The organism is Streptomyces sp. NPDC046215 (assembly GCF_040646215.1).
Lineage (GTDB): Bacteria > Actinomycetota > Actinomycetes > Streptomycetales > Streptomycetaceae > Streptomyces > Streptomyces stramineus.
Genome location: NZ_JBEYZW010000018.1, coordinates 19886 through 36487 on the forward strand (window position 1 = coordinate 19886; position 16602 = coordinate 36487).

Below are 16602 nucleotides of genomic sequence, written 5' to 3' on the forward strand. Positions count from 1 at the left end.
GAGAGGGCGTCACTCCAGGGGCTTGCGGCGCTCCTCTCGGAGCTGCTCGCGCCGCGCCCGGCGCTCCTTGCGGGCGACGCCCACCCCGCCCCAGAAGGCCAGCCCGGTGATCCGCACCCGCGGAGCCCCGGGGGTGCCCGGGCCGCCGGCTTTGTCGTCGAAGCCGCCCATGATGCCGACGCCGCCGACCTGCACGTCCAGGTCCGGCGGTGCGATCACCTGCATCCCGCCCATGATCGCGAAGCAGCGGATGACGACCTCACGGTCCTCGAAGCGCGCCTCGCGCAGATCGATCTCCCCGCCGCCCCAGAAGGCGAACGCCGTGAAGCGGCGCGGCGCGGTCCAGCTGCCCCGACGCTGGAAGCCGCCCATGACGGCCACGGCCCAGGTCGAGCTCGGCGGCCCGCCGATCCGGTCCGCCCACCCCTCCGCCACCGGCGCAGGCGCGCCCCTCTCGGCGAGGGAGGTCGCGGACCCGGGCACCGGCAGGTCCCGGACGAGCGGCTCCAGCTCCCCGTGCGTCCGCGCCTTGTAGACCGCGTCCAGCCGCTGCGCGAACTCCTCCATGTCCAGCCGCCCCTCGGCGACGGCCTCGCGCAGCGCCTCGGCGACCCGGTCACGCTCGGCATCGGAGGCCCGCATTTCCGGCAGTTCGCTCATCATGTCGAACAGCCTAACGAGAACGAGCCGCCCCGCTACCGAGGCGCCCCGCTAGCGGGGCGCGGTGCGACCCTCCGCGTACATCTTGGCGATGACGTCCTCGATGTCCGGCTCCCGCACCGACAGGTCCACCAGCGGATACCTCTCGGCGACCGCGGCCACGATCGGCGCCGCGCTGGCTCCGGTGGCGAACGCCAGCCACTGGCGCGGCCCTTCGACCTTGACCGTCCGCGCCCCGGGCACGTCCTCGATCGGCGGAAGCTCACGTTCGAGGTCGACCACGAGGGTGCGTTCGCTCTCCCCCACCGCGTGCAGACCGCTCAACCCCCCGTCGTAGACCAGCCGCCCGTGGTCGATGACCATCACGCGCTTGCACAGCTGCTCGATGTCGGTGAGGTCGTGCGTGGTGAGCAGCACCGTCGTGCCCTGCCGCGCGTTCACCTCCCGCAGGAACTCCCGCACCTTCGCCTTGCTGACCACGTCCAGGCCGATCGTCGGCTCGTCCAGGTAGAGCACCTCGGGGTCGTGCAGCAGCGCGGCGGCGATGTCACCGCGCATCCGCTGGCCGAGCGAGAGCTGCCGCACGGGCACGTCCAGGAGGGCGCCGAGGTCGAGGAGGTCGACGCAGCGCTCCATATTGGCCCGGTAACGGACGTCGGGGATCCGGTACATGCGGCGGACGAGTTTGTAGGAGTCGCGCAGCGGCAGGTCCCACCACAGGGACGTGCGCTGCCCGAAGACGACCCCGATGCGGTGCGCCAGCTTCGTGCGGTCGCGGGAGGGGTCGATGCCCGCGACGCGCAGCCGGCCCGCGCTGGGCGTCAGGATGCCCGTCAGCATTTTGATGGTGGTGGACTTCCCGGCGCCGTTGGGGCCGATGTACCCGACCATCTCCCCGCGCGGCACGGAGAAGCTGATGTCGTCCACGGCCCGCACCCGGCACCGCTCGCGGCGCAGGAACCCCTTCCTGCGGTGGACGTCGAAAACCTTCTCGACACCGGCGAGTTCGATAAAGCCTTCCACCATGCTCAGCTCCGCTCTAGCTTCCCGTGCTCCGGTAGCTCCTCAGTCCCGCCCGCCACACCAGCCCGGCACCCGTGAGCATCACGACCGCGACCGCCGGCCCGCAGAAGTCCACCCAGTCCGGCAGCCCCAGCGAGTCCTCCCGGCCCAGGAGCCGCAGCGCCGGCAGCCAGTTGACGAAAGCCAGGGGCACGACGAACGTCACCCCGCGGACCAGTTCCTCGGCGAAGACCGTGGGCGGGTACTGGAGCATCACCGAGCCGCCGTAGGTGAAGGAGTTCTGCACCTGGGCCGCGTCGGTGGCCCAGAACTGGAAGGCGGCACCCGCGATGAAGACCGAGGTGAAGATCAGCGCGCCGGTAAACACCATCACCACGACGAAGAGGGCCTTGGGCACCGTCCAGGCGACGTCCACCCGCGCCAGCCCCCAGCCCAGGATCAGGACGCCCTGGCTGATGCGCCCGAGCCGGCGCAGCGCGAACCGGTCGGCGGCCACCTGCGCGAGCACCGGGGCCGGGCGCACCAGGAGGGTGTCGAGCGTGCCGTCGCGCACCCGCTGCCCGATCTTGTCCATGGTGCCGAGGGCGAGGTCGGCGAGGCCGAGGGACGTGCTCGTCGCCCCGTACAGCAGCGCGATCTCCGCGAGGGAGAAGCCGCCCAGGGCGTCGATGTGGGAGAACATCAGCACGATGGCGACGAAGTCGAGCGCGCTGGCGGCGAAGTTGCCCAGCGCCGTCAGCACGAACGACAGCCGGTAGGCCATCGTGGAGCGCACCCACATCGCGACGATCAGCCCGTAGGCCCGCAGTCCTTCGGCCACGGGCAGCGGCCTAACCACCCTGCACCACCACCTTCGTCGTCGCCAGGGCCTGCACGCCCCGCCCGGCCGCCAGCAGGACCGCCGCCCAGAGCGCCTGGAAGCCCAGCGCCCCGGCCAGGGCGGCGCCGCCGTACCGGCCGAGCAGGACGTCGACGGGCACCTGGAGCATGGCCGCCCACGGCAGCGTCCGCACCACCTCGCCGAACGCGCCGGGGAAGACGGTCAGCGGTAGCAGCAGCCCCGAGAAGAACATGCACATCAAATGGCTGATCATGTTGACGCCGGCGCCGTCCAGAAGCCAGAACGCGCACAGCCCCACCAGGAAGTTCACCGCGAAGCCCACGACGACCCCGAGGAAGACCGACAGGAGGAAGACCGCCCAGCGCAGGGGGTCGGCCGGCAGGGCCAGTTCAAAGGCGAGCGCGCCGACCGTCAACGGCACGATGCCGCGCCCCAGCAGGTGGAAGGCCGCCCGCCCCAGGTCGCCGGCCAGCCACCACAGCTGGAGGTCGGCGGGCCGGTACAGGTCGACGGCGATGTCCCCGGAGCGGATGCGCCCCTGGAGCTCCTCCTGGAAACCGCCGCCGAGCAGGGCCGTGGCTGCGAGCAGCGCCTGGCTGACCCAGACGAACGTCAGGGCCTGGGACTGGTCGTAGCCGCCCAGGTGCGGGCGCTCGTCCCACAGGGCGATGAAGGTGTAGGCGATGACGAAGCCGAAGACGGTGTTGGTGAAGACGCCCGCGGCAGTGGCCACCCGGTAGGTGGCATACCGTCGGAAACCACTCACCGCAACGGCCGCATACAGCCGCATCCCGGGACGCCTCTCGTCGTTGAACCTCGATAGTCCGCTGACCCCGAAGCGCAGGAGCCTAGCCGTCCGGCACCGGCATCGACCACGCATATTTCACCCGGTGGAGTGGTCGGGTTGATCCGGACGGCCCTGACAGAGCGGTCACAGGTGCGCTACGTCCCCCCGGCGCGGAACGCATGATGCGAGAGTGGTTTCGGGGCATACGCCGCACGGCGACCGCCCGACACGACACCGCCTCACCGAGGCACAACCCCGGTGGCGGCCGAGGAGTCCCTACAGACATGAGCGACGAGCAGGCACAGCAGCAGCCGGCCGGCGGTGATGCGAACACCGGACCGGCGGGCTGGTCGCCGCAGGGCGGGAGGGCCCGCAGATCCGCCCGCCCCAAGCGGACGGGCTGGCGCCGGCTCCTGCCGACGTGGCGCATGGTGCTCGGCACGTTCCTGCTGATCGTCCTGGGCATCGCGGGCGTCCTGATCGCGGGGTACACCCTCGTCGACATCCCCCCGGCCAACAAGGCGGCCACCGCCGAGAGCAACGTCTTCCTCTACGCCGACGGCTCCCAACTCGCCCGCGACGGCGAGGTCAACCGCGAGAGCGTCCCCCTGTCGAAGGTCCCCAAGGACGTCCAGCACGCGGTCCTGGCCGCCGAGGACCGCGATTTCTACTCCGAGTCGGCCGTCAACCCCGAGGCGATGGTCCGCGCCGCGTGGAACACCGCCACCGGCAAGGGCAAGCAGTCCGGCTCCACCATCACCCAGCAGTACGTGAAGAACTACTACCTGGGGCAGGAACAGACCATCAGCCGCAAGGCCAAGGAATTCTTCATCGCCATCAAGCTCGACCGCGAGTCGAGCAAGGACCAGATCCTCGAAGGCTATCTGAACACCAGCTACTTCGGACGGAACGCCTACGGCATCCAGGCCGCCGCCCAGGCGTACTACGGCAAGGACTCCGACAAGCTCGACGCCGCCGAGGGCGCCTACCTCGCCACCCTCCTCAACGCGCCCAGCGCCTACGACGTGGGGGCCCACCCGGAGAACAAGCCGCGCGCCACCTCCCGCTGGAACTACGTCCTCGACGGCATGGTCAAGAAGAAGTGGCTCACCAAGGCCGACCGCGCGGCCATGAAATTCCCCGCCCCCGGCAAGTCCAAGCCCCGGCTGAGCATGGCCGGACAGCGCGGCTACCTCGTGGAGGCGGTCAAGGACTACCTGACCAGCAGCAACATCATCGATGATCAGACGCTGGCCGCCGGCGGCTACCGCATCACCACCACCATCGACCGCAAGAAACAGGACGCGTTCGTCGACGCCGTGCAGAAGCAGCTGATGGACGAGCTCAGCGACAGCCGCCCGGTCGACCGGTACGTACGAGCCGGAGGCGCCTCCATCGACCCGAAGTCGGGCCGGGTCGTCGCCCTCTACGGCGGCGTCGACTACACCAAGCAGTACGTCAACAACGCCACCCGCCGCGACTACCAGGTCGGCTCCACCTTCAAGCCGTTCGTGTTCACCTCGGCCGTCGACAACGACGCGACGACGCAGAACGGCCGGCCCATCACCCCCGACACGGTCTACGACGGCACCGACAAGCGCCAGGTGCAGGGGCCCGGCGGCCCGGTGGGCTACGCCCCCGAGAACGAGGACGGCTTCTCCCGGCCGCGCATCACCGTCACCAAGGCCACCGACCTGTCCGTCAACGCCGTCTACGCGCAGATGGCCCAGGACGTCGGCCCCGCCAAGGTCAAGGAGACCGCCGTCGCCCTCGGGCTCCCCGAGAAGACCCCCGACCTGACCGCCACGCCCTCCATCGCCCTCGGCGTCGCCACCGCCAGCGTCCTGGACATGACCCAGGCGTACGCGACCCTCGCCAACCACGGCCGGCACGGCCCGTACAGCTTGGTCGACAAGGTCACCAAGAGCGGCGAGGACCTCCAGCTGCCCGCCAAGGACATCAAGCAGGCCGTCTCCCGCGAGGCCGCCGACACCACGACCGCGATCCTGGAGAGCGTCGTCGACAACGGCACCGGCGCCGCGGCCCAGGCCGCCGGACGGCCCGCGGCGGGCAAGACCGGCACGGCGGAGGAGGACAAGGCCGCCTGGTTCGCGGGCTACACCCCCGACCTGGCCACCGTCGTCGCCGTGATGGGCCAGGACTCCGACACCGGCGACCAGAAGCCGCTCTACGGGGCGGGCGGGCTGCCCCGCATCAACGGCGGCGGCTTCCCGGCGCAGATCTGGGCCGCCTATACGGCCGACGCCCTGGACGGCACCCCCGCCAAGGGCTTCGACCTGAACACCGCGAGCGGCGGACGCGTCCCGCCCCTGGAGCCGCCCACGTCCGCGCCGCCCCCGCCGGCCACCAGCGCCCCGCCGGTCCCGACGCCCTCGCCGTTCCCCCCGCCGAGGACCTCGGCACCGCCGCTGCCGCCGACCGGCCCGCCGACCCCGCCGGGCCCGCCGACCGGGCCGCCCACCCCGCCGTTCTTCACCTTCCTGCCCCCCGAGCCGGGAGGCGGGCCCGGGGGCGGAGGACTGGACGGCGATCTGCTGGGCGGCTACTGAGCGCTCAGTGCCCGGAGGTCGCCTTCAGGCCGACCACGGCCACCAGCAGCAGGACGATGAAGAAGATGCGCGCGGCGGTCGCCGGCTCGCCCAGCACCACCATGCCGAGCACCGCCGCGCCGGCCGCGCCGATGCCCACCCACACGCCGTAGGCGGTGCCGATGGGAAGGGTCCGCGCGGCCTGCGAGAGCAACAGCATGCTGGCGGCGATACCCGCGACGGTGAACACGCTCGGCCACAGCCGGGTGAACCCGTCGGTGAACTTCATGCCGATCGACCAGCCGACCTCGAGCAGACCGGCGACGGCGAGCAGAACCCATGCCATGACGGCACCTCCGTGGATCGTTCTCCTACAGGGGTGCGTCGTCTTGTCCTGACCCGGTACGGCGCGTCTCGTCGGGCACTGACGACCGTATCAAAAAGGACTAATTGCCGGTAGTGACCAAGGGCCGCGCGAGGCGACAGCGGACACCGCTACAGATACAGCCCCGTGGAGTCCTCCGACCCCTCCAGCCGCTCCGCCGCCACCGCGTGCAGATCCCGCTCGCGCATCAGGACGTACGCGACACCGCGCACCTCCACCTCGGCCCGGTCCTCCGGGTCGTACAGCACCCGGTCACCCGGCTCCACCGTGCGCACGTTCTGTCCGACCGCGACGACCTCGGCCCAGGCCAGCCGGCGGCCCACCGCCGCCGTCGCCGGAATGACGATCCCGCCGGTGGACCGGCGCTCGCCCTCGGGGATGTCGGTCCGCACCAGCACCCGGTCGTGGAGCATCCGGATGGGCAGCTTGTCGTGGGTGGTGTTCTTACTCACGCCATGACCGTACCTGCCCGCGCCCCGCCCCGAGGCCACAGGTCATGGATCCGCCGGTGTGAGCTACGCCCGCCGACGACGCGAGGAGACCGCCAGCAGCCCGATCACACCCACGGCCACCATGGCCACCGGCACGATCCGCTCCAGCCGCGGCGCACCCTCGTCCGTCACGAACCGCCCTCGAACATCCGTCACCAGACGGTTCGCCGCCACATAGGCCCGCCCGGCCGTGTGGTCCACCTTCGCGGCCACCTTCGCCTTCGCATCGCCCATGATCGTCTTCGGATGCATCCGCACCCCGATCTCGTCGAGCGTCACGGCGAGCTCGTTCCGCCTGCGGGCGATGTCCGCCTCGATCTGCGCAGGGGTCCTGGCATCCGACACCGCGCTGCCTCCGTCGTCTCGAAAAGAGTGATGATGACTGATTAGGACAGTCTGTCAGCTCGCCGCACCCCGTGCCCCGCGGCACCCCCGATCGAGGACCTGACTACTCTCGGGGACACAGCCCCCAGCGCACCGGACGTCACGAGGAGACCCATGAGCGAGCGACTGCAGCCCGGCGACAGCGCCCCCGCCTTCACCCTGCCCGACGCGGACGGCCGGCAGGTCTCCCTCGCCGACCACAAGGGCCGCAAGGTCATCGTCTACTTCTACCCCGCCGCCCTCACCCCCGGCTGCACCAAGCAGGCGTGCGACTTCACCGACAACCTCGACTTCCTCGCCGGCCACGGCTACGACGTCATCGGCATCTCGCCCGACAAGCCCGAGAAGCTCGCCAAGTTCCGCGAGAAGGAAGACCTCAAGGTCACCCTCCTCGGCGACCCCGACAAGGACGTCCTCACCGCCTACGGGGCCTTCGGCGAGAAGAAGCTCTACGGCAAGACCGTCACCGGCGTCATCCGCTCCACCGTCATCGTCGACGAGGACGGCAAGGTCGAACGCGCCCTCTACAACGTCAAGGCCACCGGCCACGTCGCCAAGATCATCAAGGACCTGGCGCTGTAGCCCGCCGCACCACCGGCCGCTCCTCCGGCTCGTCCTCGGCCTCCGGCAGGTCGAGGACGGCCTCGGCACCGCCACCCTCCGCCGTACCGAACTCCAGCCGGGCCCCCAGCACCACCGCCTGACCCACCGCGATCGTCAGCCCCAGACCGTGCCCCGTGCCCCGCTCCGGCGCCGCCGTACGGAACCGCCGCGGCCCCTGGTCCATCAGCTCCGGCGGATAGCCCCCGCCGTGATCCCGGACCACGATGCGCGTCCCGTCCACGGTCACCTCGATCGGCGGCTTCCCGTGCTTCGCCGCGTTCGCCAGGATGTTCACCAGGATCCGCTCCACCCGGCGGGCGTCCGTCGCCACGATCCGGCCCTCGCCGACCACCGCGACCGCCACATCGTCCACCCCCCGCTGCCCCCGCGCCCGCTTCACGATCCCGCGCACCAGCGACGGCAGCTCCACCGGATCCAGCTGCGCCCGCTCCACCCCGGAATCCAGCCGCGAGACCTCCAGCAGGTCCTCCACCAGCGACCGCATCGTCTGCGCCCGCTCCTGCACCATCTCCACCGCCCGCGGATGCGGCAGCAGCTCCGCCGACGCCACCAGCCCGGCCACCGGCGTCCGCAGCTCGTGCGCCACATCCGCCGTGAACTCCCGCTCCGCCTCCACCCGCGCCGCCAGCGACATCGCCATGTGGTGCACCGAACGGCCCAGCTCCGCCACCTCGTCCCGGCCACCGGCCGCCAGCGCCTCCGCGTCCGGCGGCCCGCCCGCGGCGATCCGCCGCGCCGCGGCCGCACTGCGCCGCAGCCGCCGCGACAGGCTCTGCGCCACGAACCACGCGACGACCGCCATCAGCGCGACCGTCGCCGCCCCCGCCACCACCAGCGCCTTGTCCATCGCCGTCTGCACCGGATCCCGGTCCGGATACGGCGCCGCCACCGACAGCACCTTCCCGCCCTCGACCTCCGTGGCCGCCCACACCCGCGGATCCCCGCCCCCGCTGATGTACGTACCCGACCGCCCCTTGGCCACCTCCCGCGACAGCTCGGCCGGCAGCGTCGAATCGTCGAGCTGCGCCCCCAGGGCGAGCTGGCCGTCCCGCTGGTAGACCTGGAGCGCCGAACTGAGCAGCCCGTCCTGGTAGGCCAGGGCCTGCCGGTCGCGCTCCACGGCCGCGATGTGGTGCACGGCCAGGCCCAGGACCACGACGGCGAGTGCGGTGACGAAGGAGATCGCGAGCGCGATCCGGCCGCGGATGCCCATCACGCGATCGGGTAAGTCTCGTGCGGCTCGCCCAGGGGCGTCGCCTTCGTGTAATCCACCGAGAGCCCCGTGAACGCCATCATCCCGTCAACGTTCTTCGCGCCGTAGAGGTGGAAACGGGCCGGGAACGACGCCACACCGGCACCGTTCGCCCCGCGCGAGACCTGCACCACACCACTGCCCTCAGCGCCGTCCACCGCGTACCGGTCCCACTTGATCCCGCTCGCCACCATGCCCGCGTCCGCGCACGTCAGCGTGATGATCTCCGGCTCCACCACCGGCTCACCCAGCCCGCACTCCCGGACCCCCGGCGCCCGCTGCGGCGACCGCGTCGCCGCCTGCGCCTCGGCCCGCGGAGCCTTCGACTTCTGCGCCGCGGCCGTCTTCGGGGCGTCGGCCACCGCGCTCGCCCGGTCCCACGCCTGGCTGAACCACACACCGCCGACCGCGAGAACGGTCACCGCCGCCAGGACCGCCACAACGGTCCGCATGCTCGCCCGGCGCGACTGGGCACGGTCGGCCATCGGCCTCTCTTCCTGGGTGGGGACACTCCGCGGGGGCGCACTGCGTGCCCTCTCGCCCTGAGGGACGGTGAAATCGGGTGGCGCGTTCCCTTCCCGCCTATATCAGGTTCCGCTTCCTGCCGCGTCAGCCGAGTGACCTATCTCGCGAACCCCCTCCCGACCGGTTTGAGCCGACGCGCAGCGCGCAGACGCATCACGTTCTGCGCATCCACGCGCGTACCAGCTCCAGCACGCGTACCAGCACTGCCGCACAGCGCGGCCGAACGACCGAGAGGAAGCCGAGCCGTGCCCACCGGCAGCAGCACCGAGGCCGACCCCGGCCACGACCCCGACCCGTCCGCCGTCAAACGCCACCGGGCCCTCTTCCGCGCCGTCGACCGACGCCGGAACCCCCGCCTCCGGCGTACCGACATCACCGTCACCGACGAGCGGACCGTCAGACGCGCCGTGAAGGCGGCCGCCCTCGGCAACGCCATGGAATGGTTCGACTTCGGTATCTACAGCTACCTCGCGGTCACCATCGGCGATGTCTTCTTCCCCTCCGGCAACGACACCGTCCGGCTGCTGTCCTCCCTGGCCACCTTCGCCGTCGCCTTCCTCGTCCGCCCCCTCGGCGGCCTCTTCTTCGGCCCCCTCGGCGACCGCATCGGCCGCAAGCGCGTCCTGGCCATGACCATGATCCTGATGGCCGCCGGCACCTTCGCGATCGGCCTGATCCCCTCCTACGCGGCCATCGGCTTCTGGTCACCGGTCCTGCTGATCTGCTTCCGCATGCTCCAGGGCTTCTCCACCGGCGGCGAGTACGGCGGCGCGTCCACGTTCATCGCCGAGTACGCCCCCGACAAACGCCGCGGTTTCTTCGGCAGCTTCCTCGAATTCGGCACCCTCGCCGGCTACATCGGCGCCGCCGGCCTGGTCACCCTCATGAGCTCGACGCTCGGCAGCGACACCATGAGCGACTGGGGCTGGCGCATCCCCTTCCTCGTCGCGGGCCCCCTCGGCCTCGTCGGCCTCTACCTGCGCATGAAGCTGGAGGACACCCCCGCCTTCCAGAAACTGGAGGAGGACAACCACAGCGAACACATCAGCAGCGAGACCGCCGAACTGCGGCAGATCTTCGTCAGCAACTGGTCACGGCTGGTCCTGTGCGTGGTCCTGGCCGGCGCCTACGGCATCACCGACTACATGCTGCTCTCGTACATGCCGACGTACCTCACGGACGAGCTGAAGTACGACGACGCCCACGGCCTGCTGGTCCTCATCGCCACGATGGCCCTGCTGATGGTGATCATCACCTTCGTCGGCCGCCTCAACGACCGAATAGGCCGCAAACCGCTGCTGATGGCGGGCATGGGCGGCTTCTTCGTCCTGTCGGTACCGGCGTTCCTGCTGCTGAAACAGGGCAGCCTCGTGGCCGTCTTCGCCGGCATGCTGATGCTGGGCCTGCCGCTGGTCTGCCTCCTGGGCACGATGTCGGCGGCGCTCCCGGCCCTCTTCCCCACCCACGTCCGCTACGGGTCGCTGTCCATCGGCTACAACATCTCCACGTCCCTCTTCGGCGGCACGACGCCGCTGGTCATCACGGGCCTGATCAGCGCCACGGGCAGCGACATGGTCCCGGCGTTCTACTCGATGGCGGCGGCCCTGGTGGGCATGATCGCGGTCGCCTGCATGAAGGAAACGGCCCAACAGCCGCTGGAGGGCTCCCCGCCGTCGGTGTCGACGAAGGAGGAAGCAGCGGAAATGGTGGAGTCCCGGGCCCCGGAGCCGCGCTTCTAAGCCTTGCCTCACGGATGGCGTAACCGATCGCGCGTACGGTCGTTGAACGCGTGAGGCTGCCGTGCTGGTGGCCGTACCCGAAACGCAACCGTCGCGCCCACCGGACGGGAACGGGGTACGGCCTATGGCCGTGCCCTTTTCCCTCCGGAGTGCTGGGGAGGGGAAGTATGCCGGTCAGTCCGTACATCCGGGAGTTGTCGGCCGAGGCGGCAGGTAGCGTCCGTCGGCCGTGCATCCATCCGGTGAGCGGCGGTCAAGGCCCCGCCGGAGTTCAGCTGCTTGGTCACCGATCCGCTGCCGGGTGCACCGGTGTCTGATCTCTACGACCGCGAAAGGCTGGTCACCGCTGTCGCAAAGTCGCGCGGTTGGGCCGCTCTGATGCGTGAGCTCGGCGTCAAAGCGAGCGGCGGCAGACGCAGAGTTCTCCAGGAGAAGGTCGCCGCCCACGGCATCGACACCAGCCACTTCAAACAGCGCAGTCCTTGGCGCAAGTACCCCGACGACGCCATAGCCAAGGCCGTCGCGTCGTCCACCACTCTGCGTGAAGTGGTCCAGAAGCTGGGCGCGCCCCCGGCTACGGGGACGCTCTCCCACATCCGGCGCCGCATCCTTGCCGCAGGCATCGACGTCAGCCACTTCCCCGGCCTGAACCGTCCACAGCTCGACCTGCCGCTCACCGCCGAGGAACTCAAGGCGTCCGCCGCAGTCGCGACCAGCGTTCGCGCCGTGGCACGAGATCTTGGCGTTCCCGACGACAGCCGGTCGCGCGCGGCACTCCGGCGCATGCTCAACGAGCTGGGCATCGACACCACACACTTCCGCAATACTCGGCTTGCGCTGCCTGAAGGCCGCGTGCGAGAAGCCATCGCCGATGCCACAAGTTTCGCCGACGTCATGCGCGCGCTCGGGTTGTCTGTGAACGACACCAATCACCGCCGCTTACGACGACGCGTAGCTGAACTCGGGCTGGACACGTCCCACTTCACACGGAAGCCTCGGGCCGCGATCCGGGTCACCGCTCCCCGGCCCATCGCCGATGAGGTTCTCCGAGTGCACCCCAAAGGGTCACCTCGCGTGAACCACCAGCGCCTCCGCCGAGCCCTCGGCGAGATCGGCGTCCCTTATCGCTGCATCTCCTGCGGCAACGAGGGCGACTGGCTGGGCCGACCGATCACACTGCAAATCGACCACATCAGCGGCGACTGGCTCGACAACCGGCCTGAGAATCTTCGCTACCTCTGCCCCAACTGCCACGCCCTGACAAGCACCTGGTGCCGTAACCGCCGAGGAGGACGCGAAGCCATCACGTAGCAGTCCCGGTGCCCTCGCAGCCGCCAAACCGATACGATGGTTGGCGGCTAGCGGCCGTGGCGCAGCAGGTTGACGCGATCGGTTTAGGTCCGATTTGTCCTTTTGGACTAGGTGGGTTCGAATCCCACCGGCCGCACAGCGAGAAGGGCCGCCCCCGACGGGACGGCCCTTCGGCGTTGACCGGAACCGCTCAGCCCAACAGCTCCCGAACCACCGGCACCAGCCCCCGGAACGCCTTCCCCCGGTGGCTGATCGCGTTCTTCTCGTCCGGGGTGAGCTCCGCGCACGTGCGGGTCTCTCCCAGCGGCTGGAGGATCGGGTCGTAGCCGAAGCCGAAGCCGCCCGTCGGTTCGTGGCGGAGGGTGCCCTCCAGGCGGCCTTCCACCACGCGTTCCGTTCCGTCCGGGAGGGCCAAGGCCGCCGCGCACGCGAAGTGGGCGGTCCGGTGTTCGTCGGCGATGTCGCTCAGCTGGGAGAGCAGCAGGTCGAGGTTGGCCTTGTCGTTGCCGTGGGCGCCGGCCCAGCGGGCGGAGAAGATGCCGGGGGCTCCGCCCAGGACGTCGACGCACAGGCCGGAGTCGTCCGCGACCGCGGGATGGCCGGTGGCGCGGGCCAGGGCGTGGGCCTTGAGGAGGGCGTTCTCGGCGAAGGTGACGCCCGTCTCCCGGACGTCCGGGACCTCGGGGTAGGCGTCGGCGCCGACGAGCTCGACGTCGAGGCCGGCGGACTCCAGGATGGCGTGGAGTTCGGTGACCTTGTTGGCATTGCGGGTGGCGAGGATCAGGCGCTTCATGGACGGATTATCCCAAGTCAGCCGGGCTTGCAGACGTTGGTCAGCTCCCCGGCCGCGTCCTTGACCGGGGTGAGGTCGGGCCGCTTGCCGTCGCGGAGGGAGGCGCTGACGTTGTCGGCGGCCGTCTGGAGGTGGTCGAGGGCCCGCTGGACGCTCTTGTCGTCCGTCTTGGCCTTGAGCTTGCGGCTCTCCGCCTCCAGGCTGTCGAGGGCCTTCTCCGCGGTGTCGGCGTTCGACAGGTCCCGTTCGAGGGCGTCGACGTCCTGGGTTATCTGGAGGGCCACGCGGGCGCAGTCGAAGGCTTTCTGCGCGGCGTCGCACCCCACCACCGCGGGTACGGCCAGGGCCACGAGGGCGGCGGCGGTCACGGCGGTGGTGCGGTGGCGGCGTACGGACATGGAAAGGCCCTCCCCGGCGGAGCGAGTACGGGTGCGCGGGCGATTCGCCGCGCACCCGTACCTATAAACGCCTGGATCGCAGAGAGGGTTGCCGTGCCGCGACCGGTGGAGCTACAGCGTCGCGGCGAGCGCCTCGCGCTGGGCAGCGTCGAGGGAGGCGCAGCCGGCGACGGCGAGGTCGAGGAGGGCGTTGAGCTCGTCGCGGGCGAAGGGCTCGGCCTCGGCGGTGCCCTGGACCTCGACGAAGCGGCCGTCGCCGGTGCAGACGACGTTCATGTCGGTCTCGGCGCGCACGTCCTCCTCGTAGCAGAGGTCGAGGAGGGGGACGCCGTCGACGATGCCGACGCTGACGGCGCCGACGGTGCCGGTGAGCGGCTGACGGCCGTGCTTGATGAGCTTCTTGCCCTGGGCCCAGGCGACGGCGTCGGCGAGGGCGACGTAGGCGCCGGTGATGGCGGCGGTTCGGGTGCCGCCGTCGGCCTGGAGGACGTCGCAGTCCAGGACGATGGTGTTCTCGCCGAGCGCCTTGAAGTCGATGACGGCGCGCAGGGAGCGGCCGATGAGGCGGGAGATCTCGTGGGTGCGGCCGCCGATCTTGCCGCGGACGGATTCGCGGTCGCCGCGGGTGTTGGTGGAGCGGGGCAGCATCGAGTACTCGGCGGTGACCCAGCCCTCGCCGGTGCCCTTGCGCCAGCGGGGCACGCCCTCGGTGACGCTGGCGGTGCAGAAGACCTTGGTGTCGCCGAAGGAGACGAGGACGGAGCCTTCGGCGTGCTTGCTCCATCCGCGCTGGATGGTCACCGGGCGGAGCTGGTCGGGGGTGCGGCCGTCGATGCGAGACATGGTGATGAGCCTATAGGCAACGCGAAGGGCCCCGTTCCGGTTCGGTGGGAACCGGGCGCGGGGCCCTTCGGCAGGAGCTCAGCGGCTCACATCATGTCTTCGATCTCGCCGGCGATCGGGTCGGCGTCGGTGCCGATGACGACCTGGATGGCGGTGCCCATCTTGACGACGCCGTGGGCGCCGGCGGCCTTGAGGGCGGCCTCGTCGACGAGGTCGGGGTTCACGACCTCGGTGCGCAGTCGGGTGATGCAGCCCTCGACCTCTTCGATGTTGTCGAGCCCGCCGAGCCCGGCGACGATCTTCTCAGCCTTGGTGGCCATGTGCACTCCTGGTTGTCTCGGCCCTTCGGCGGTCTCGCCGACCGGCTTTCACACGTTAGCCCACGTTCAGCCCAATTACGCGGGCGTATGTCTGTCATCTGGTGAAAGATGACGACCATCCGGCGCTGCGCTCCGGGATGCCCGGAACACCTCCCCAAGTGGTCTACACCAGTATGCGCCAAGCACCGAGTGGACTGTCGCCGGGGCGGCAGCCTGGAGGACGCAGATGAGTTCGAACGCCGCGGCGGTCCCCCAGCGGAAGTGGACGCAGGGCCTTTTCCAGAATCTGCAGAAGATGGGGCGCAGTCTCCAGCTGCCGATCGCCGTGCTGCCGGCGGCGGGCATCCTCAACCGGCTGGGGCAGCCGGACGTCTTCGGCAAGGACGGCCTGGGCTGGACGGATGTGGCGAAGGTCTTCGCGGGCGCGGGCGGCGCGCTCTTGGATTCCGGGCTGGGGCTGCCGCTGTTGTTCTGTGTCGGTGTCGCGATCGGCATGGCGAAGAAGGCGGACGGTTCGACGGCGCTGGCCGCGGTGGTGGCCTTCCTCGTGTACTTCTCGGTGCTGCACCAGTTTCCGGAGAGCTGTCCGACGGAGTCGAAGTTCGGCGGCGCGGGGCTGTGGAGCGGCGTCTGTGTGAGTACGGTCGGCGCGGCCGCGCCCGCCACGTTCCAGAATCCGGGGGTGTTCGGCGGCATCGTCATCGGGCTGCTGAGCGCCTGGTTCTGGATGCGTTTCCACCGGGTGAAGCTGGTGGACTGGCTGGGGTTCTTCAACGGGCGCCGGCTGGTGCCGATCATGATGTCGTTCGTGGCGCTGATCTTCGCGGTGCTCTGTCTGTGGGTGTGGCCGCCGGTGGGTGACGCGCTGACGAGCTTCAGCGAGTGGCTTTCGGATCTGGGTTCGGCGGGCGCGGGTGTCTTCGGGGTCGCGAACCGGGCGCTGCTGGTGGTCGGGGTGCACCAGTTCCTGAACACGTTCATGTGGTTTCAGTTCGGGGATTACACCAAGCCGGACGGCACGGTGGTGCACGGTGACATCAACCGTTTCCTGGCGGGTGACCCGGACGCGGGTCAGTTCACGACCGGCTTCTTTCCGATCATGATGTTCGCGCTGCCGGCGGCGGCGCTGGCGATCACGCACTGTGCGCGGCCGCACCGGCGGAAGGTGGTCGGCGGCATGATGCTGTCGGTGGCGCTGACGTCGTTCGTCACGGGCATCACGGAGCCGATCGAGTATTCGTTCCTCTTCATCGCGCCGGCGCTGTACGCGGTGCACGCGGTGCTCACGGGTGTGTCGATGGCGGTGACGTGGGGATTCGGGGTGCACGACGGGTTCAGCTTCTCGGCGGGCCTGATCGACTACGTCATCAACTGGGGGCTGGCGACGAAGCCGTGGCTGATCATTCCGATCGGGCTGTGCTTCGGTGTCGTGTACTACGTGATTTTCCGCTTCGCGATTACGAAGTTCGATCTGCCGACGCCGGGGCGGGAACCGGAGGAGCTGGCGGAGGAGATCGAACGGGAGAACGTGAAGTGAGGCGCGTCCACCTGACGTGAGGAGCCGGTGACGCTGCGCTGGATTTTCGTCCGGCGCGAGGACCCCCGGGCCGCGGGCCCGGGGGTCGTTCGGCGTGTGGGGCAGGCCACGGAGATCGACGGATTCCTTTATCCCGGACT

At 70.2% G+C, this 16602-nt stretch carries 18 protein-coding genes, 1 tRNA gene and 1 riboswitch; of the genes, 6 read left to right on the forward strand and 13 right to left on the reverse strand.

The genetic code is table 11. From position 1 onward, the window contains the following. Positions 1–9 precede the first annotated feature (9 nt). From ABZ951_RS10800 to ABZ951_RS10815, 4 genes are read right to left on the reverse strand one after another with little or no spacing between them, the layout of a single operon-like run. Complete coding sequence (locus tag ABZ951_RS10800; RefSeq protein WP_344091245.1) at positions 10–663, reverse strand: DUF1707 domain-containing protein; 654 nt, start codon at positions 661–663, stop codon at positions 10–12. Positions 664–711: 48 nt separating this feature from the next. Then, positions 712–1686 (reverse strand): ATP-binding cassette domain-containing protein, encoded by a 975-nt coding sequence (locus ABZ951_RS10805; RefSeq protein ID WP_344091247.1) that lies wholly within the window; start codon positions 1684–1686, stop codon positions 712–714. Between the two features lie 13 nt (positions 1687–1699). After that, complete coding sequence (locus ABZ951_RS10810; RefSeq protein WP_344091317.1) at positions 1700–2464, reverse strand: ABC transporter permease; 765 nt, start codon at positions 2462–2464, stop codon at positions 1700–1702. A gap of 49 nt (positions 2465–2513) precedes the next feature. Then, positions 2514–3314, reverse strand: coding sequence for an ABC-2 family transporter protein (locus ABZ951_RS10815; protein WP_344091250.1), 801 nt, complete (start codon positions 3312–3314; stop codon positions 2514–2516). 281 nt (positions 3315–3595) lie between these two features. Here ABZ951_RS10815 and ABZ951_RS10820 point away from each other — a divergent pair, with 281 nt between their 5' ends. Beyond that, entirely contained in the window at positions 3596–5881 is a 2286-nt protein-coding gene (locus ABZ951_RS10820; protein WP_344091252.1) for a transglycosylase domain-containing protein, read from the forward strand. 4 nt (positions 5882–5885) lie between these two features. Here ABZ951_RS10820 and ABZ951_RS10825 read toward each other — a convergent pair whose 3' ends face one another. From ABZ951_RS10825 to ABZ951_RS10835, 3 genes are all read right to left on the reverse strand, one after another. Then, entirely contained in the window at positions 5886–6206 is a 321-nt protein-coding gene (locus tag ABZ951_RS10825; protein WP_344091254.1) for a multidrug efflux SMR transporter, read from the reverse strand. 32 nt (positions 6207–6238) lie between these two features. Beyond that, a riboswitch (guanidine-III (ykkC-III) riboswitch) is annotated at positions 6239–6305 on the reverse strand. 50 nt (positions 6306–6355) lie between these two features. Further along, on the reverse strand, positions 6356–6697 hold the full coding sequence (locus ABZ951_RS10830) for a co-chaperone GroES (RefSeq protein ID WP_344091257.1): 342 nt from the start codon (positions 6695–6697) through the stop codon (positions 6356–6358). Between the two features lie 63 nt (positions 6698–6760). Continuing rightward, positions 6761–7081 carry a DUF3618 domain-containing protein gene (locus tag ABZ951_RS10835; protein WP_344091259.1) on the reverse strand — a complete coding sequence of 107 codons (321 nt, stop codon included), beginning with the start codon at positions 7079–7081 and terminating at the stop codon, positions 6761–6763. Between the two features lie 153 nt (positions 7082–7234). On the opposite strand from ABZ951_RS10835, the gene bcp reads away from it, so the two are divergent. Further along, positions 7235–7702, forward strand: a complete 468-nt coding sequence (gene bcp / locus ABZ951_RS10840; protein ID WP_344091261.1) for a thioredoxin-dependent thiol peroxidase — start codon at positions 7235–7237, stop codon at positions 7700–7702. Here the strand turns inward: bcp and ABZ951_RS10845 are convergent. Next, a complete protein-coding gene (locus ABZ951_RS10845; protein ID WP_344091263.1) occupies positions 7683–8957 on the reverse strand; it encodes a HAMP domain-containing sensor histidine kinase in 1275 nt (424 codons plus the stop codon). The two genes, bcp and ABZ951_RS10845, sit on opposite strands and share 20 nt — an antisense overlap. Next, a complete protein-coding gene (locus tag ABZ951_RS10850) occupies positions 8957–9481 on the reverse strand; it encodes a hypothetical protein (protein ID WP_344091265.1) in 525 nt (174 codons plus the stop codon). Before ABZ951_RS10850 ends, ABZ951_RS10845 begins: the two co-directional genes overlap by 1 nt. A gap of 285 nt (positions 9482–9766) precedes the next feature. On the opposite strand from ABZ951_RS10850, the gene proP reads away from it, so the two are divergent. The 3 genes from proP (at position 9767) to ABZ951_RS10865 (ending at position 12707) form a co-directional block, all read left to right on the forward strand. Beyond that, a complete protein-coding gene (proP, locus tag ABZ951_RS10855) occupies positions 9767–11260 on the forward strand; it encodes a glycine betaine/L-proline transporter ProP (RefSeq protein WP_344091267.1) in 1494 nt (497 codons plus the stop codon). Between the two features lie 309 nt (positions 11261–11569). Continuing rightward, on the forward strand, positions 11570–12571 hold the full coding sequence (locus tag ABZ951_RS10860; RefSeq protein WP_361279652.1) for an HNH endonuclease signature motif containing protein: 1002 nt from the start codon (positions 11570–11572) through the stop codon (positions 12569–12571). 50 nt (positions 12572–12621) lie between these two features. Beyond that, positions 12622–12707, forward strand: a tRNA-Leu gene (locus tag ABZ951_RS10865). 54 nt (positions 12708–12761) lie between these two features. Here ABZ951_RS10865 and rdgB read toward each other — a convergent pair. The 4 genes from rdgB to ABZ951_RS10885 form a co-directional block, all read right to left on the reverse strand. After that, on the reverse strand, positions 12762–13364 hold the full coding sequence (rdgB, locus tag ABZ951_RS10870; protein WP_344091271.1) for an RdgB/HAM1 family non-canonical purine NTP pyrophosphatase: 603 nt from the start codon (positions 13362–13364) through the stop codon (positions 12762–12764). 17 nt (positions 13365–13381) lie between these two features. Next, complete coding sequence (locus ABZ951_RS10875; protein ID WP_344091273.1) at positions 13382–13762, reverse strand: hypothetical protein; 381 nt, start codon at positions 13760–13762, stop codon at positions 13382–13384. Positions 13763–13873: 111 nt separating this feature from the next. Further along, positions 13874–14605 (reverse strand): ribonuclease PH, encoded by a 732-nt coding sequence (gene rph / locus ABZ951_RS10880; protein WP_344091275.1) that lies wholly within the window; start codon positions 14603–14605, stop codon positions 13874–13876. A gap of 86 nt (positions 14606–14691) precedes the next feature. Beyond that, positions 14692–14925, reverse strand: a complete 234-nt coding sequence (locus ABZ951_RS10885; protein ID WP_185031809.1) for a PTS glucose/sucrose transporter subunit IIB — start codon at positions 14923–14925, stop codon at positions 14692–14694. Positions 14926–15151: 226 nt separating this feature from the next. Here ABZ951_RS10885 and ABZ951_RS10890 point away from each other — a divergent pair, with 226 nt between their 5' ends. Next, positions 15152–16462 carry a PTS transporter subunit EIIC gene (locus ABZ951_RS10890; RefSeq protein WP_344091279.1) on the forward strand — a complete coding sequence of 437 codons (1311 nt, stop codon included), beginning with the start codon at positions 15152–15154 and terminating at the stop codon, positions 16460–16462. The last annotated feature ends 140 nt before the right edge of the window (positions 16463–16602 follow it).

Bases quoted from the DNA above. Each gene is read 5' to 3' on its own strand.
- ABZ951_RS10850 (WP_344091265.1), bottom strand. From the start codon at position 9,481: ATGGCCGACCGTGCCCAGTCGCGCCGGGCGAGCATGCGGACCGTTGTG.
- ABZ951_RS10890 (WP_344091279.1), top strand. From the start codon at position 15,152: ATGAGTTCGAACGCCGCGGCGGTCCCCCAGCGGAAGTGGACGCAGGGC.
- ABZ951_RS10805 (WP_344091247.1), bottom strand. From the start codon at position 1,686: ATGGTGGAAGGCTTTATCGAACTCGCCGGTGTCGAGAAGGTTTTCGAC.
- bcp (WP_344091261.1), top strand. From the start codon at position 7,235: ATGAGCGAGCGACTGCAGCCCGGCGACAGCGCCCCCGCCTTCACCCTG.
- ABZ951_RS10875 (WP_344091273.1), bottom strand. From the start codon at position 13,762: ATGTCCGTACGCCGCCACCGCACCACCGCCGTGACCGCCGCCGCCCTC.
- ABZ951_RS10845 (WP_344091263.1), bottom strand. From the start codon at position 8,957: ATGGGCATCCGCGGCCGGATCGCGCTCGCGATCTCCTTCGTCACCGCA.
- ABZ951_RS10885 (WP_185031809.1), bottom strand. From the start codon at position 14,925: ATGGCCACCAAGGCTGAGAAGATCGTCGCCGGGCTCGGCGGGCTCGAC.
- ABZ951_RS10815 (WP_344091250.1), bottom strand. From the start codon at position 3,314: ATGCGGCTGTATGCGGCCGTTGCGGTGAGTGGTTTCCGACGGTATGCC.
- ABZ951_RS10820 (WP_344091252.1), top strand. From the start codon at position 3,596: ATGAGCGACGAGCAGGCACAGCAGCAGCCGGCCGGCGGTGATGCGAAC.
- rdgB (WP_344091271.1), bottom strand. From the start codon at position 13,364: ATGAAGCGCCTGATCCTCGCCACCCGCAATGCCAACAAGGTCACCGAA.
- ABZ951_RS10825 (WP_344091254.1), bottom strand. From the start codon at position 6,206: ATGGCATGGGTTCTGCTCGCCGTCGCCGGTCTGCTCGAGGTCGGCTGG.
- ABZ951_RS10810 (WP_344091317.1), bottom strand. From the start codon at position 2,464: ATGTGGGTGCGCTCCACGATGGCCTACCGGCTGTCGTTCGTGCTGACG.
- rph (WP_344091275.1), bottom strand. From the start codon at position 14,605: ATGTCTCGCATCGACGGCCGCACCCCCGACCAGCTCCGCCCGGTGACC.
- ABZ951_RS10800 (WP_344091245.1), bottom strand. From the start codon at position 663: ATGATGAGCGAACTGCCGGAAATGCGGGCCTCCGATGCCGAGCGTGAC.